The organism is Robinsoniella sp. KNHs210 (genome assembly GCF_000686105.1).
Classification (GTDB): domain Bacteria; phylum Bacillota; class Clostridia; order Lachnospirales; family Lachnospiraceae; genus Robinsoniella; species Robinsoniella peoriensis.
Genome location: NZ_JMLZ01000002.1, coordinates 5,649,435 through 5,664,900, shown reverse-complemented (window position 1 = coordinate 5,664,900; position 15,466 = coordinate 5,649,435). Strand labels below are relative to the sequence as shown.

The 15,466-nt window shown below is 39.4% G+C and carries 14 protein-coding genes; 2 read left to right on the top strand and 12 right to left on the bottom strand.

What is annotated here, in order from left to right; translation table 11 throughout:
* Positions 1-12: 12 nt before the first annotated feature.
* The 4 genes from CD03_RS0131080 to CD03_RS0131065 form a co-directional block, all read right to left on the bottom strand.
* Complete coding sequence (locus tag CD03_RS0131080; RefSeq protein ID WP_027296954.1) at positions 13-1,491, bottom strand: sugar ABC transporter ATP-binding protein; 1,479 nt, start codon at positions 1,489-1,491, stop codon at positions 13-15.
* A gap of 127 nt (positions 1,492-1,618) precedes the next feature.
* Positions 1,619-2,650: a substrate-binding domain-containing protein gene (locus tag CD03_RS0131075; RefSeq protein ID WP_027296953.1), complete on the bottom strand. Its 1,032-nt coding sequence runs from the start codon at positions 2,648-2,650 to the stop codon at positions 1,619-1,621.
* Positions 2,651-2,805: 155 nt separating this feature from the next.
* Positions 2,806-3,459 carry a class II aldolase/adducin family protein gene (locus tag CD03_RS0131070; protein ID WP_027296952.1) on the bottom strand — a complete coding sequence of 218 codons (654 nt, stop codon included), beginning with the start codon at positions 3,457-3,459 and terminating at the stop codon, positions 2,806-2,808.
* Between the two features lie 38 nt (positions 3,460-3,497).
* Positions 3,498-5,042: an FGGY-family carbohydrate kinase gene (locus CD03_RS0131065; protein WP_044289790.1), complete on the bottom strand. Its 1,545-nt coding sequence runs from the start codon at positions 5,040-5,042 to the stop codon at positions 3,498-3,500.
* 279 nt (positions 5,043-5,321) lie between these two features.
* Between CD03_RS0131065 and CD03_RS0131060 the strand changes: the two genes are divergently transcribed.
* A complete protein-coding gene (locus tag CD03_RS0131060) occupies positions 5,322-6,122 on the top strand; it encodes a DeoR/GlpR family DNA-binding transcription regulator (protein ID WP_027296950.1) in 801 nt (266 codons plus the stop codon).
* Between the two features lie 44 nt (positions 6,123-6,166).
* Here CD03_RS0131060 and CD03_RS37540 read toward each other — a convergent pair whose 3' ends face one another.
* A complete protein-coding gene (locus CD03_RS37540) occupies positions 6,167-6,661 on the bottom strand; it encodes a YgjV family protein (protein ID WP_255348124.1) in 495 nt (164 codons plus the stop codon).
* A 203-nt stretch (positions 6,662-6,864) separates the two neighbouring features.
* Here CD03_RS37540 and CD03_RS0131050 point away from each other — a divergent pair, with 203 nt between their 5' ends.
* Entirely contained in the window at positions 6,865-7,620 is a 756-nt protein-coding gene (locus tag CD03_RS0131050; protein WP_197041713.1) for a DeoR/GlpR family DNA-binding transcription regulator, read from the top strand.
* 3 nt (positions 7,621-7,623) lie between these two features.
* Here the strand turns inward: CD03_RS0131050 and CD03_RS0131045 are convergent, their stop codons facing one another.
* From CD03_RS0131045 to hemA, 7 genes are read right to left on the bottom strand one after another with little or no spacing between them, the layout of a single operon-like run.
* On the bottom strand, positions 7,624-8,640 hold the full coding sequence (locus tag CD03_RS0131045; protein WP_027296947.1) for a nucleoid-associated protein: 1,017 nt from the start codon (positions 8,638-8,640) through the stop codon (positions 7,624-7,626).
* Between the two features lie 33 nt (positions 8,641-8,673).
* Positions 8,674-9,303 carry a TIGR01906 family membrane protein gene (locus CD03_RS0131040; RefSeq protein WP_027296946.1) on the bottom strand — a complete coding sequence of 210 codons (630 nt, stop codon included), beginning with the start codon at positions 9,301-9,303 and terminating at the stop codon, positions 8,674-8,676.
* Positions 9,304-9,363: 60 nt separating this feature from the next.
* Entirely contained in the window at positions 9,364-10,641 is a 1,278-nt protein-coding gene (hemL, locus tag CD03_RS0131035) for a glutamate-1-semialdehyde 2,1-aminomutase (RefSeq protein WP_027296945.1), read from the bottom strand.
* A complete protein-coding gene (gene hemB / locus CD03_RS0131030) occupies positions 10,641-11,624 on the bottom strand; it encodes a porphobilinogen synthase (RefSeq protein ID WP_027296944.1) in 984 nt (327 codons plus the stop codon). Before hemB ends, hemL begins: the two co-directional genes overlap by 1 nt.
* Before the next feature lie 51 nt (positions 11,625-11,675).
* Entirely contained in the window at positions 11,676-13,187 is a 1,512-nt protein-coding gene (cobA, locus tag CD03_RS0131025) for a uroporphyrinogen-III C-methyltransferase (RefSeq protein WP_027296943.1), read from the bottom strand.
* Between the two features lies 1 nt (position 13,188).
* Positions 13,189-14,085 carry a hydroxymethylbilane synthase gene (hemC, locus tag CD03_RS0131020; protein ID WP_027296942.1) on the bottom strand — a complete coding sequence of 299 codons (897 nt, stop codon included), beginning with the start codon at positions 14,083-14,085 and terminating at the stop codon, positions 13,189-13,191.
* Positions 14,086-14,098: 13 nt separating this feature from the next.
* Positions 14,099-15,328 carry a glutamyl-tRNA reductase gene (gene hemA / locus CD03_RS0131015; RefSeq protein ID WP_027296941.1) on the bottom strand — a complete coding sequence of 410 codons (1,230 nt, stop codon included), beginning with the start codon at positions 15,326-15,328 and terminating at the stop codon, positions 14,099-14,101.
* Positions 15,329-15,466: the final 138 nt, after the last annotated feature.

The following is a 15,466-nucleotide window of genomic DNA, read 5'->3' as shown; positions in this document are numbered from 1 at the left end:
CGTATCACACTCTTAGCCTAAACCTAAAATAGCACTTAAAATTTCCTGATCATCTGCATTTTTCTCATGCTCTCCTACCTTTTTTCCATTATATAAAGATATAATACGGTTGGAACATTTTTTAATTTCATTCATTTCAGAGGAAATCAAAATAATACCAACACCCTTTTTCTCCGCAATCTCTTTCATCAATCGGTAAATTTCTGCCTTTGTCCCAACATCAATTCCCTTTGTGGGCTCATCAAAGATTAAAATTTTAGGCTCACAGCACATAGCGCGTCCGATTATGACTTTTTGCTGATTCCCTCCTGATAAGAATTTTATTTTTTTATTAAGATCTGATGTTTTTACATCATATGTATCTACAATATTTTCTGCAAGTTGCCTTTCTTTACTTTTCGAAATTCCAAATTTGCCACATAAATTTTTTAGAAAATTGATAGAAGCATTTTCCTGCACACTTAAATCCTGCAATATTCCCTGGCTTCTCCTTTCTTCCGGGAGATAAAACATACCATTTAAAACAGAAAAACTTGTGTCCCCAAGCTTCCATTTCTTCCCTTCCACCAAAACCTCACCACCATAAGACGGAAGATAGCCAAAAACAGCTTGCATCAGTTCACTTCTTCCAGCTCCAACAAGGCCGGTAAATCCTAATATTTCGCCTCTGTGTAGTTGGAAACTGATATCCTGGAAACATTCTCCTGACAAATGCTTTGCTTCCAACAAAATTTCCGATGTAACATTTTTTGAATAGAACAACTCCTTATCATCTACTGCATGTCCAGTCATTTCTGTTACAGTTCTTTCAATATTGATCTCCTTTATATCTACCATACCAGTATTTTTTCCATTTCTGAAAATCGTTATCACATCTCCAATTTCAAAAACTTCTTCTAATTTATGTGAAATGAATACAATACACTTGTTTTCCTTCTTCAATTGTTTTATGATTTCAAACAGTTTCACAGTATCTTCTGCTGTGAGGCTGGTCGTCGGTTCATCAAGCATGAGGATATTATATCCTTCAAATACCGTCGCCCTGGCAATCTGTAAGAGCTGTTGTTGCGATACCGGAATATTACTTACTTTTTCTTCCGGGTTAGCACTGATACTAAATCTTTCTAATATATGTTTGGAACGCTGATTCAGTTTTTTCTGTGATATCATTCCAGATATATTGGATCTTGAAAATGGCATAAACAGATTCTCCGCTACAGTCAAGTGTGGAAACAAGTCAATTTCCTGAGGCACATATGCCACTTTTTCAAATAACTTTTTATTTTCTCCTGCTTCCTTGTCATGTATAATAATTTCTCCTGCTTCCGGAATATAAACTCCTGTCAAACATTTAATCAAAGTACTTTTACCCGCCCCATTTTCACCGCATATACAATGGATTTGTCCGCTTTCCAATGTAATATTAACTGAATCTAATGCTACCACTCCTGGAAACACTTTTGTAATATTGCGTGCTGTCAATAATTTCATAGGCTATCTTTTGCCTCCTTTTCATTTCAGCCGGCCACTTAAAGCGACCGGCTGCAATTCACAAGAAAAACATTGTAACTTGGCATCCTCAAAAATCTTCTCAAACAAATGAATACTTCTATCTTTATTACTTCACTACAGCATTTTTTGCAATATCAATCCACTCATCTACATTGTCTTTGTCAATATACAGGATACCCGTATCTACAAAGGCAGGTAAATCCTCTCCTATATACGCCTGTAAGAGCATCATTACGCTCATACTTCCCTGCATCTGAGGAATTGTTGAATAAGAACAGGTTATGATACCCTCTTTTACATACTCTAGAATCTGCATCAGGTTTTCTGCTCCAACAAATGTAATCTCACCTTGCTTTCCAGCTTCCTTAATTGCAGCTGCAATACCAATAGGACCGGACGCATCTACACATAAATATCCGTCCAGATCAGGATTTGCCGCAATCGTAGCCGCTGCCTGCTGCTGTGCAATTTCAATATTATCCTGGGAAATCCCTCCATCAATTATCTCGATGTCAGGGTAATCCACTAAAACTTTCTTAAAAGTCTCATACCTCTCACTGTGATTTGGTGCTGTTGTAACCCCATGCATCAACGCCACTTTCCCCTTTTCTTTTAACAATTCCACAAGTTTTTTTGCTTCCAATTCTGCCTGTTCCGCAAAGTCATTTCCTATAGCCGTCAGACCAGAACCCTCAACAGCCGCATCAAAGAGAACTACCGGAATTCCCTGAGACTTAATTTCTTCAATAATCTGTTTGCTTCCCTCATAATCAATAGGGTCGATGGCAATACCATCCGGTTTTGTAGCCGCTACCTGCTCTAAAACAGAATTTTGTTCTGTAATCTCAGCAGTACTGGGAGCACGGTAATCTATTGTTATTTTAATTCCTAATTTATCAGACATTGCCTGGGCTTCCTGTTTCGCCCCATAATTTACTGCTTCAAACCATTCATGGACAATTTTAGGAATAATTACAAATGTAAGTTCTTTTCCCGTGTCTGATACCGCACTTTCTTCATCACTGCTACTTTTCGTACCCTCCTGCTCCTTTGGTGCTGATTGATTAGTCGAATTGCTGCACGCTGCCAAACCCAAAATCATAAAACATGACATTAAAACCGCCAATACCTTCTTCATTCTTTTTCCTCCTAAGTATGCTTACTTTTTATAGATTCCTATTTACAAGAAAATGAAACTATTTGGGCGCTGCATTTTATCTTTTATATTCTATTTTTTTGTTTGGAAGATTTTCTTTGGTATTTTATATACTTAAGCTTGAATCATGGTACATTCTACCATTCATGACCGTAATCATTTTTAAACCGCTTATTTTCCAGTGCAATCATTTTTTCAGGTATCAATTGTATCTGTATATCTGCACCTTTTAAAGCTAAGTAGCATAATGCAGATTTTTCAACAACCTGACAGCAGACAAGGGCTTCTTCTAAATTTTCTCCGCAGCAAACAGGTGCATGATTGCGAAGCATTACTGCATTTTTATGTCCTAAATATTTTGCTGCAGCAGCCCCAAGCCTTTCATGTTCACCGGCACGGATATACTCTGGTGTTATTGGTATAGAACCGCCTATCAATTGTGTCATCTCTTCCGTAAATGCAGGAATTTCTGCATCAACTGCACACATAGCAGAAGCATATTTCGGATGGTAATGGACAATTGCTTTAACATCAGGTCTGGCCCTGTAAATCAGCCTATGTACTTCTCGTTCCGTTGTCGGACTTCGAAAACCCTCTAAAATATTTCCTTCTAAATCAATCATTACCATATCTTCTACCGTCATCTTCCGGTAATCTATCCGGCTGGGTGTAAGAATAATTCCTTCTTCAACTCTGACGCTGATGTTACCCCAGGTTCCTACCACCAGTTCTTTATCCTGAAGCCATAAACACGCATCAATAATCTGCTGCTTAATTTCCTTATAGCTCATGTTTTTTCCTCCTTATGAAAATTATTTTTCAATGAATTTTACACATCCACATCTTTTAAAAACCTGCTTCTCATATCCCACCATTCCATGTTAAGTTCATATCCTTTTTTATATAATTCATAAAGTTTATAATATTTTTGATGGTTTTCCGGATTGCTGCGGAATCTCTTTTTTTCATGAACTGTTATACGGACAGCATCTTTATAATCTTTGTAAATCCCTAAAGCGACACCTGCATTCATTGCCGCACCTTTTGCACCTAATTCCGATCCTTCATTCACAACTACATCTGTATTCATTGCATCAGCAAAAATCTGCATCCACACATCGCTCTTTGCCCCGCCGCCACTTACACAGATTTCTTTTAATTTACCCGGAACACTTTTATAACAGTCAACCATCGCCATAGCAATGCCTTCATATATGGAACGCAGCATATCCTCTATTCTTGTCTTGTATGATATCCCCATAAACGAACCCTTTATATTATCTTTAAAAAATGGTGCTCTCTCTCCTCCCGCCATAATGTAAGGATGATATACGATTCCGTTTGAACCTATCGGTACTTTTTCTATCAACTCAGAGCAATATAGATATAAATCCTTATTTTCTGAAATTGCCTTAATTCGGATTTCTTCACCCATATTTTTTAAAAACCACTCTAAATTAGGAGCTCCCCCCAGTGAAGAAACCAATCTTATCCACCTGTCTGGCAAACAATGGGAAATAGTCATACCCGCCATATATGGCTCCGGTCTGGGCTCATTCATGACAACAGAATGTATGGCAGCAGTCCCAATTACTGTAACAGCCTGACCATCCTCAACGGCTCCACTTGCAAGTGCACATGCCGGTATATCCATCGGCCCTCCTAAAACAATAACACTGTCTGTTAATCCAAGTTCTTCTGCTAATGAAATATCAATAGATGAACAATTATCCTTTGTAGAATAAACATATGGAAACTTCTCTTTATATTTTTCTAAACCAAAAAGTTCAAAAAGTTTATCATCATACTTCTTTGTTCTGACATTTAACATAGGTATAGACATATCCGTATCATCTGTTGATATTTTTCCTGTAAATTTATAAAACAGCCAATCTTTCAAATGGAAAAAAACCATAGCCCTATCTAACATCTGCGGCATATGCTTTTCCATCCAGCGTATTTCCGCACAGATTGCCGATCCAAACACAGCTGTCCCACAAATTTCGAAAGCCTTTTCTAATACCCCCTCTTTCCGCCATTTTCTGATTTCCTCATCCGTGCGTCCATCACAGAAACATATACCCGGACGAATAGGACAGCCTTCCTTGTCCACCATCCAAAGCCCATCTCCCTGAGCTGTTATACCAATTCCCAATATATGCTCCGCACTTACCTTTGTAAGCACATCTTTCAGGCACAGCAGACACTTATCCCAAATCACATCCATATCCTGTTCATACCAATTCTCATATGGTGTTATTCCATCTAACGTTTCTCTTTTTACAAATAACTCTCTTCCCAAAAGATCAAAAACAACTGCCTTAATCCCGGACGTACCCGAATCAATACCGATTAAATACCCATCCTGATTCATTTCTATCCCCCTTTGTTATGTTAACTATTTTTGTTAATTTGTTATTTTTTGTTAATTTATGTTATTTTAACATGTTAATTACCTCATGTCAATACTCTTCCATAATTTTCCATACTGAAATTACTCTAGTTATCTCTATTATGTTTCTTATATCATTTTGTTAATTTGATATATTTTTATGTTATTTTACTCATTGACTAATTTAAAAATATTTGTTATGATCTTTATAAAATAACAATAGATGCCAAATGCATTAATAAGATAAAAGAGGTGTTAAACATGTCTGCAAAAACAGAAAGAAGTACAAAAATAATAGATATTCTAGAAAAAAGATCTCCCTGTACAACAAAAGAGCTGGCTGCTGCATTAGATGTTTCAGAGATGACGATACGACGTGACGTAGCAGAGCTTTCAAAAAAAAATATAATAACAACCTACTATGGTGGAATATCACTGAACAAGTATGGTGAATCACTCCCAACCGATAACATTCCTCCTAAAAAAGATTATTCATTCGAAACAGAACGTGACAGTCACTGCGAAGAGAAGATGAAAATTGCTCAATTTGCAAGCACTATGGTTGAACCTTTTGACTCCATTGCCATTGATAACGGAACCACCTGCTGCAATATTCTAAATTATATTGATGAAGATACCTCCTGTATTATCTACACCTATTCTCTCGAGGTTATGAATCGGGTCATACAAATGAATAACGAAAAATTAAGGCTATTCATCTTTGGCGGATACTATCATAAATATATTAAAATTTTTGAATATAATGAAATTTTAGATACCATAAAGAAAATGCATATTAATAAATTATTCCTTGGAACGGTAGGGGTAAGTACCACTTATGGGCTTTCATGTTCACAACCTTATGAAATTGCTATAAGAAAGGCTTTAATTGAAATCAGTGATAAAGTAATTCTTTTGGCTGATTCTTCAAAGATAGGAAAATCCTGGTTTGACCATTATGCCGACTTAAATGATATAGACATTTTTATAACAGACTCTGGAATTACCCCAGAACAGAAAAAGGAATTTGAATCAAAAAATATAATTTTACACATTGTTTAAAGTTTTATTTTTAACCTAAAAAAGGAATCGGGAGATAATAAACATTACTCCAGCTTTCCTTTTTTCAAAAAATCATATCTGATAATACTAATTAATATTGATAAGATAATCAATAACTGGTTCATGACTCCTCCCACAGAATGATAGTAACCGTCATAAATCAGCCACCCTATGCTTGAAGGCAATGTCAAAAAACGCACCTTTTTGGCATCTTTGAGACCATAAGAAACCGTTGTAATTATTTTTCCCGCTATTGCAAGTATACTTAAAGGCGAATTCCACGTTAATATTCCCGTAACAAACATAATTACTGAAAAAAATACCATCCAGCCATAGGTATTTTTGTTTTTCTTTTGGCAATTGATATAAATCAGATTTCGAAAACAGCTGATAATATTCATAACAGCTCCCGTCACTGCTCCTAGCAAAAGATATTGCACTGAAAATATGAAATCATTCAAAAGCTTTAATTTTACAATATTTTTACTCTTATTGCACTGAAATGAACACACACCAAAGACAAGGCCAAAAATCCCCAATGCCTGAACAAAAAATGTATATACCTGATTATCTATAATTATAATACACCTCCACTTCAGAGCCTGTCAGAAAGCAATTTTTAAACACGCTATAGAACTATAGTATAAATAAAATAACACCCATCTGCAACATTGGTGGGAAATATGAAACATTTTCATGATAACAGGGATAAATGCGCAGAAATGTGCAGGAAGGAGTTTATATGTATCAGGAAGAACGCATTCAGGAATTACTTAAATTAATCGAGTCGGAGGGTTATATTACGGTGAAATACCTTGCGCAAAAGCTGCACATCAGTACATCCAGTGTACGTCGGGATCTGCAAAAACTTGAGGAATCCGGTTTGGTATATCGCAGTTATGGAGGCGTACAATCACTAAATGATACAAACAACGTCCCCAACTTTACAGTTCGGATCAAAGAAAACAAAATTCAAAAACAGCAAATTGCCAGAAAGGGGATAGAATTAATTCGTGAGAATGATGTAATTTTTATAGATAGTTCCAGTACCTGCTTCTATCTTACTGAATATGTGAAATATTTTAAACACCTGACCATTTTTTCGAATAATCTGGAAGTACTCACCTTTGCCTCCCAGAACCATCTTTCTGCATATAGCACGGGCGGATTGCTTTCTCCTGAAAACCCATCAGCATTAATAGGTTCTTATGTAGAACATTTATTAAATAACATTCATGTAGATCTTTTTTTCTTTTCTTCACAGGCTTTATCAAACGATGGTATTATCAGCGACTGCCACGCAGAAGAAAATCATGTACGGTCTATTATGCTTAAACATTCTTCCCGTAGTGTATTCCTCTGCGATAGCAGTAAAATAAATAGAACCTCAGCATTCCAGTTATGTTATCTGGATGAGATTGAGTATATTATTTGTGATAAAGACCCTTCAAATTCTTTAAACCTGACACTAAACCACACTAAAATTCTCCTCTGTTAAGATCTATTTACTTGTAATACTCCCAATATTCTTAATCAAAACCGAAATACTCCCATCCGGATTTGTAATAAACTCAACAGCATTTTTATTATTATACTCTTCCATTGGAATCTTAATTTCAATCCCGGTATCGGTCATGAGATGCTGCTTTCCAAATTTTTTAGTAGTATTTGGATTTTGGGGAGCAACCGGTTCGCTGGTTAGATTATACTTCTCCATCTTTTCCTGCACTTCTTCTTTTAATTCGGCTTTCTCCTTAAAAATCTTATCCATTACCACCGGAATATCCAGGCTGCCTTTTTCCGCCAGTTCCTGGTTGATGATACTCTTTGTCTCCATCTGGACTTCAAATTGTTCGGATTCATTGTAATATTTCTTCTGAACATCCTCAACCACCCTTGCCACTATCGCCAGCTTAGTTTTGGAAGATAATGTTCCTTTACACCCCAGAAACAAAGAAGAAAAATAATTGGTTTTCACTCCATTAACGTCGTATTTCTTTTCAATTAAAGAAATAGCAAAGTCCTCCATATTGATGACTGCTGCTTCTGTGAGCTTTTGTGTTTCGCCCGGAAGAATTGCCTTTTGTTTGATAATATCATTATTATTACCCCAGGGATCTTCGTTTGTCATATGGGTATAAGAGGTTTTATAATTCATTTTCAACAGCGCCAGATATGGGTGCTGCTCTATTGTATATGTAACCACCATCAAGTCAGCTGGTGGAATTTCAATATTCTGATTCATAATCGTATATAAAAGCTTTCCGATCTCCTGGGAGATTAAGACGAATTTCTCGTCGTCCCATTCTTTTAAAAGTTCATATACTTTTGATTCATCTTTCATAAAACTACAGTTTTTAATTTCATCTCCGGTTATAATACGATGGATATGGCTTCTCAAAAAATCACCCAGATCGGATCCATGATCCAGTACTGCATCTGATAAAACCGGCATTCCAATGGTAGAATCCATAATATGAACAATCGCATTCGTTATCCGGATATCTTCTTTTTCCATAATACACTCCTGTTTTTTATTTCGATAATAGCTTTATGACTTACGGGATTTACGATAGCAGAAAGCACTGATTAAGGCACCAAGTACCACACCCCCGAGAATCATAACTGCACAATGAAGGAAAAAAGTATCCGGTAAAATTGTAATTACCGGATCTTTAACCGGATCGAATATCCAATAGTCATTGTAAAAAAAGATGTGGTGAAACGTCACAAAGGCCTTATCCCAATTTGCCGCAATAAATATTCCAAGTACAGCCGGCACCGCAACTGTAAGGATTCCGGCAATTTTCAGGAAACCGAATTCTTTTCTTTTACGTTTCCATATAGTGCCGGCAATTCCCAAAATCAGGGTTACGATCCCGATAACTTCAAAAGCTACGAAGATTCGTTTTACTTCTACAAAATGAATCCTTCCGGGTTCAGACATTGCCAGGGTTGGGAAATTCAGCTCACTTTTTCCAGGCAGGACATTATAATCGATCAATGCATCGTAATTTTCCTTTATTTCCTCTTTTGGTAAGCCTGACATCTCGCTGATATTCAGATGGTCAATGTCAAAATAATACAATGGCCTGAAATTCAATGTCAGTATTACCGAACAAGAGATAATAAATAACATATAAATCAATGCCAGCACCCAGTTGCTTACGGTTTTTTTCATATTATCTTCTTTCCTCCAGCACGCGTTTTTCTATATCAAATCGTGTCTGAAAATGCAGCACTATCCTGCAAAATAAGCTTTGATAATCTCCAGTGTCTGTTCTAACTCAGGCTTTGTATGAGCCGCTGATAAAAACATTGCTTCAAACTGTGAAGGTGCAAGATAAATCCCATGCCCCATCATATATTTACAATAACGGGCAAATTCTGCCGTATCCGATGTTTTAGCAGAAGCATAATTATCTACCGGATTCTCTGTAAAAAATACACATCCAAGCGAACCTACGTGATTGATCGTACAGTTTGCATTGGTTTCTTTTAATATATTGTCAATTTCTGCATAGAACCAATCACCCATGGCATTTAAATTCGTATAAATTTCCGGATGATCCTTTAAGATGTGAAGCTGTGCCAGTCCTGCTGCCATTGCCACCGGATTTCCGCTCAATGTTCCCGCCTGATAGACAGCTCCTACAGGTGAAACCATTTCCATAATTTCTTTTCTTCCGCCATATGCTCCAACCGGCATACCGGCACCTATGATTTTTCCAAATGTTGTCAGATCCGGCTTTACCCCGAAGAATCCCTGTGCCCCATCCAGCGCAAGACGGAAACCGGTGATGACTTCATCAAAAATCAAAAGGCTGCCATATTTATCACACAGTTCGCGAAGGCCTTTAAGAAATCCTTCTGATGGGGGTACAACGCCCATATTGGCTCCTACCGGTTCCACAATGATAGCAGCAATATCTTTACCCATCTCCTGGAATAAAGCTTTTACGCTTTCCAAATCATTATAAATTGCAGAAAGAGTATCTTCCGTGCAACCTGCTGGAACACCCGCACTGTCCGGAACACCGCTTGTCATGACCCCGGATCCTGCTTTTACCAGCATAGCATCAGAATGTCCATGATAGCATCCCGTAAACTTTACAATTTTATTTCGGCCGGTGTATCCTCTTGCTGTACGAACTGCACTCATTACGGCTTCTGTCCCCGAGTTTACCATACGCACCATTTCAATCGAAGGCACAATCTCGCAGATCAGTTCTGCCATTTCTACTTCCTTGCGGGTTGCAGCGCCAAAACTCAAACCATCCTTACAGGCATCCAGAACACTTTTCAGAATTTCCGGGTGATTATGTCCTAGGATCATTGGTCCCCAGGAACAAACGTAATCCAGATACTTGTTGCCATCCACATCTGTCATATATGCACCGTCTGCACGCTCAATAAATCGTGGTGCCTCCCCGATAGAACCGAATGCCCGCACAGGGCTGTTCACTCCGCCCGGAATAAAATTTACGGCTTCATTAAAAAGAGATTCTGATTTTGTCATTAGCCTATTCTCCCTTCATCCATCATTTTCGCCAGTTCCTTAGCAAAATATGTAATATAAATATCACTTCCTGCACGATACGCGCTGACTGCCATCTCCTGGATAATCTTTTCTTCATCGATAAATCCCATTTTAGCAGCAGCCTTTACCATTGCATACTCCCCGCTGACACTGTAACTTGCTACCGGTACATTCACTATTTTAGAAACTTCCGATATCATGTCCAGATAAGACATTGCAGGTTTTACCATAATAATATCCGCACCTTCCTCTATATCCAGAAGCGCTTCCTTGATTCCTTCTTTCCGGTTATGGAAATCCATCTGGTATGTTTTGCGGTCACCAAAAGATGGAGCAGAACCGGCTGCATCCCGGAACGGCCCATAAAATGCAGAGGCATACTTTACCGCATATGACATTATGGGGGTATTCAGGTGCCCGGCTCGATCCAGCATTTCACGTATGGCACGCACCCTTCCATCCATCATGTCTGAAGGCGCTACCATATCGGCTCCTGCTTCAACATGGGACAGCGCTGTATCTGCCAAAAGCTTAAGCGTTGCATCGTTATCCACATCCTGCCCCCGGAGAACACCGCAGTGGCCATGGGAAGTATATTCACACATACAGACATCTGTGATCAGATACATATCCGGAAAGTTTTTCCTGGCTTCCCGCAGCGCCTTCTGCACAATCCCATTTTCATCATAGGCTCCACTTCCCACTTCATCTTTTTCATCCGGGATGCCAAAAAACATCACACTTTTTACCCCGGCATTATTCAATCGTTCCAGTTGAAAATTCATACGGTCCACACTATAGCGATACTGTCCTTCCATGGAGGGAATTTCTTCTTCTATCTGTTCCCCTTCCCGTATAAAGATCGGATAAACCAAGGATGATTTATCCATCCTGGTTTCGCGCACCATCTTTCTTAATACTTCATTTCCTCTGATTCTTCTTGGCCTGATTAACATATCCATTTTATAATCTCTTCTTTCTGATTTATAAATATTGATGCAATACGGTATTTTTTAAACACGCTCTGTCGAACAAAGCTCTTCCAGACACTCCACTACACTGTCCATTGTTGCCATTCTGGCTACTGCAGTCTGCATCCCAAGTTCAGCTGCAGCTGCCGCGGTCTGCTTTCCAATACATACTGCCTTTACCTTGGTGTAATCGATATTTTTGACCGCCTGAGAAAATCCTCTGACCGTTGACGCACTGGTGAAGACTGCATAGTCTATATTACCCTGCTTAAATTCTTTTTGTTCATCGATCAGTTCCTGGGTTTCATAAACCGTGTCATAGGTTGCCACATCCTGAATCTGAACTCCCTTTACCGTTTTTAACTCAGCCAGTAATTCCTGACTGCCCATTCTGGCTCTTGGTATCAGAATTTTCTCTGTTCCGGTACATTCTTTTGCCAAGGCAGCTCCCAGCGTTTTTCCATCATAGATTTCCGGCATGAGGTCTGCATAAAAGCCCCGGTCTTCAAGTGCTTTTCCGGTTCCCTGCCCGATAACTGCAATTTTCGTCTCTGCCAGACTTCGGATATCTATCTTTTCTTCCTTTAATTTGTCAAAAAACACCTGTACTCCGGTAGGACTGGTAAAAACCACCCATTGATACTGCTTCATGTCCCGAAGACATTTTTTCAGTTTCTCATTTGTACGGACAGGTTCCGTGCGTATAGCAGGAAGTTCTAATACCTCTGCTCCTTTTTTACGAAGTTTCTCGCTCATAACAGACATTAACTGCTTTGGCCTCGTTACCAGAATCTTATTGCCTGCCAGCGGAAGATCTTCGAACCAGGAAAATTCGTCTGCCAATGCACATACTTTGCCTACTACTATAATTGCAGGCGTTTCGATTCCCTGAAGCTCTACTTCTTTCTCCAAATCAGATACCGTAGCTACAATCCGTTTTTGTCTGGCAGTAGTTCCCTTTTGTAAAATAGCCGCCGGCATATCCCCATTCATTCCGGCATCCATAAGCCCCCGGCAAATATCTCCCAGAGAACTTACTCCCATGAGAAATACTAAAGTTCCCCTGGTTCTTACCAGTGCTTCAAAGTCTATATCATATGGCTGCCCCTGTCGTTTATGACCTGTAATAATATGTAACGAGGAACAAAAATCTCTATGGGTTACTGGAATTCCATTATATGCAGGAACCGACAATGCACTTGTAACACCAGGAACCACTTCATATGGAATGCCATTCTTTTTCAGCAATTCCAGTTCTTCTCCGCCCCGTCCAAATAAAAAGGGATCTCCCCCCTTCAGTCGTACAACCTTTTTTCCGCCTAATGCCTCTTTTACCAAAACCTGATTTATTTCTTCCTGAGGCATGGTATGACGATTTGCACGTTTACCAACGTCGATCAGTTTTGCAGATGAGGGTATCATCCCCAGCACGCCCTGTCCAACCAGTGCATCGTATACGACTACCTCCGCCTCTTCTAATACCCGTTTTCCTTTTATTGTAAATAATCCCGGGTCGGATGGCCCTGCGCCAACCAGCCAAACTTTTCCTGCCATATCAGTTGCCTTCCTTTCTGTATTGCTCCCGCAATTCCCTTGCCAAAGCTGCTCCCGCTTTCGCGGCATTTGAGACAGTCTCTACTTTGCTGCCCTTGATATAAGTATTTGATTCTTCATCATAATAAAGCCCTGTCAGGGTAATTTTTCCTTCTTTTACAACTGCATGTGCTGCTACCGGAGAACTGCATCCCCCGTTTAATTCTCTTACAAAAGCCCGTTCTGCCTCTGCTGCGTAACCGGCTTGTTCATCTGCATAATCTTTTAAAAATCCGTAGTCTTCTCCGGCTCTTCCCTGAATTGCCAGGATCCCCTGACCTGCTGCAGGCATCATCTCCTCCGGCTCAAAATACCGGCTGATACGCTCTTCCAATCCCAGCCTCTTAAGACCGGCTGCTGCCAGAAGAAGTGCACTGTATTCTCCATCATCCAGTTTTTTCAGGCGCGTCAGAACATTCCCGCGTACGGTCTTAAACTGCGCATTTGGAAATATTTCTTTCATCTGCAGGATTCTGCGCAGGCTGGAACATCCTATCGGAAGAGAAGAATCCCACTGCGCAGCGCCTTTTGGCAGTACCAGCACATCTCTTGGATCTTCCCTTTTCGAATAAGCTACGATTGGCAGTTCATCCGGCACTTCCATCGGCATGTCTTTTAAACTGTGAACAGACATATCACTTCTTCGATCCAAAAGCGCTTTGTCCAGTTCTTTTACGAATAAACCTTTGCCGCCGATTTTATCCAGGGTTTTATCCAGAATAATATCCCCCGTGGTCTTCATCGTCAGCATTTCCACTTCTATTTCCGGATGGTTATTTTTGATATGCTCCATAACCATCTCCGTCTGTATTACAGCAAGCCTGCTCTCCCTGCTGCCGATACATATACTTCTGCCCATATTACTTTCCCCTCTAGCTTTCATATACTTTATTTAATCCTTCCACGCATTCCCGGAAGGTTTCTTTACTGACTTCATCCCGCAGTCCGAACATCATTTTATTCACCACTTTCCCTGCCGCAGACTCAATGCTTTCCTGTAAACTAGTCTGAATATCCCGCTCCACCGGCAGATCTTTTAAAATCTTCTGGATGCGTAGCTTCAAATCAATTACGGCACTGTTCCTGATATCCTGAATTTTGGGAATCATGTCCCTGCATTCATACCATTCAAAAAATTCATTGATCTGACCCTGCAGAATCATTCTGGCATCTTCGATATTCTTTTTTAATTTCTCATTCTGCATATCTATATGAAAATAATCAATATCATATAACTTTATATGGGGAAGCTCTCTGGCTGACGGCTCAATATCCCTTGGTACTGCCAGATCAATCAGCACCATATCATGACAGACGTCCGCCTCCCTGACACAATGTTCTTTTAGTGTATAGTTAGGACTTGCTGTTGCGCTGACGACATAGTCACACTCTCCAAACAGGGACATACGTTCTCCGTAATCAATTCTCCTGCAGCCATGTGGAATTTCTACGATACCGCTGCGATACTGCCTTACGGTAACCGTTACATCAGCACCTTCCTGACACATTACCGTGGCCGTCAGCTTTCCCATCTCGCCATTCCCAATGACCATGCATTTCTTACCACGAAATGTATATCCTTCCTTTTTCAATACTTCTATCGCCTGATGAATCACGGATTGGTTAGCAGTAGACATCGTCACATTGGTCTTCACCTTTTTTGCTGCTGTAACCGCCATGCGGAACAATATTTCAAGGACATTATCGGTGGCATAGTGTTCTCTGGCAAAAGAAAGCGCATCCTTTACCTGGGTTATGATCTGGTCTTCGCCTAAAATTTTGGATTTCAGCCCGCAGGATACCTCGAACAAATGCCGTACCGCCTCCTCTTCCCGACGCTCCACAAAGTATTCCCGGTACAACTCCTTAGGCACCTGGCGTATCTCACACAAAATCTCATACAAAGAACCTTTAAAATCTTCCAGGCAGCTCACCCATAATTCCATTCGGTTACAGGTAGAAATAATAATACTCCCCTGTATGCCTTCAATTTTTTTCAGTTCCCCGAAAGCCTGGGCGGTACTCTTTTTTGTAAAAGAAAAAATTGTCCGTACATCCAATACTGCCCTGCTGTGGTCAATACCTATCATCTGAATCCCCATAAAACATTCCTCAACATTCTTTTTCTTAAGTCTTTCATACTAATTTTCTAACAATTTGTAATTGAATAGTAACAATCTTTAATCATCATAGCACAACATTTTACAAAATCAAACAATAAATTTAAAAATATACAATCC

What these genes read in the sequence shown, in the direction of transcription:
- CD03_RS0131080 (WP_027296954.1), bottom strand. Translation starts at nt 1,491, where the DNA reads ATGAAATTATTGACAGCACGCAATATTACAAAAGTGTTTCCAGGAGTG.
- CD03_RS0131075 (WP_027296953.1), bottom strand. Translation starts at nt 2,650, where the DNA reads ATGAAGAAGGTATTGGCGGTTTTAATGTCATGTTTTATGATTTTGGGT.
- CD03_RS0131070 (WP_027296952.1), bottom strand. Translation starts at nt 3,459, where the DNA reads ATGAGCTATAAGGAAATTAAGCAGCAGATTATTGATGCGTGTTTATGG.
- CD03_RS0131065 (WP_044289790.1), bottom strand. Translation starts at nt 5,042, where the DNA reads ATGAATCAGGATGGGTATTTAATCGGTATTGATTCGGGTACGTCCGGG.
- CD03_RS0131060 (WP_027296950.1), top strand. Translation starts at nt 5,322, where the DNA reads ATGTCTGCAAAAACAGAAAGAAGTACAAAAATAATAGATATTCTAGAA.
- CD03_RS0131050 (WP_197041713.1), top strand. Translation starts at nt 6,865, where the DNA reads ATGTATCAGGAAGAACGCATTCAGGAATTACTTAAATTAATCGAGTCG.
- CD03_RS0131045 (WP_027296947.1), bottom strand. Translation starts at nt 8,640, where the DNA reads ATGGAAAAAGAAGATATCCGGATAACGAATGCGATTGTTCATATTATG.
- CD03_RS0131040 (WP_027296946.1), bottom strand. Translation starts at nt 9,303, where the DNA reads ATGAAAAAAACCGTAAGCAACTGGGTGCTGGCATTGATTTATATGTTA.
- hemL (WP_027296945.1), bottom strand. Translation starts at nt 10,641, where the DNA reads ATGACAAAATCAGAATCTCTTTTTAATGAAGCCGTAAATTTTATTCCG.
- hemB (WP_027296944.1), bottom strand. Translation starts at nt 11,624, where the DNA reads ATGGATATGTTAATCAGGCCAAGAAGAATCAGAGGAAATGAAGTATTA.
- cobA (WP_027296943.1), bottom strand. Translation starts at nt 13,187, where the DNA reads ATGGCAGGAAAAGTTTGGCTGGTTGGCGCAGGGCCATCCGACCCGGGA.
- hemC (WP_027296942.1), bottom strand. Translation starts at nt 14,085, where the DNA reads ATGGGCAGAAGTATATGTATCGGCAGCAGGGAGAGCAGGCTTGCTGTA.
- hemA (WP_027296941.1), bottom strand. Translation starts at nt 15,328, where the DNA reads ATGGGGATTCAGATGATAGGTATTGACCACAGCAGGGCAGTATTGGAT.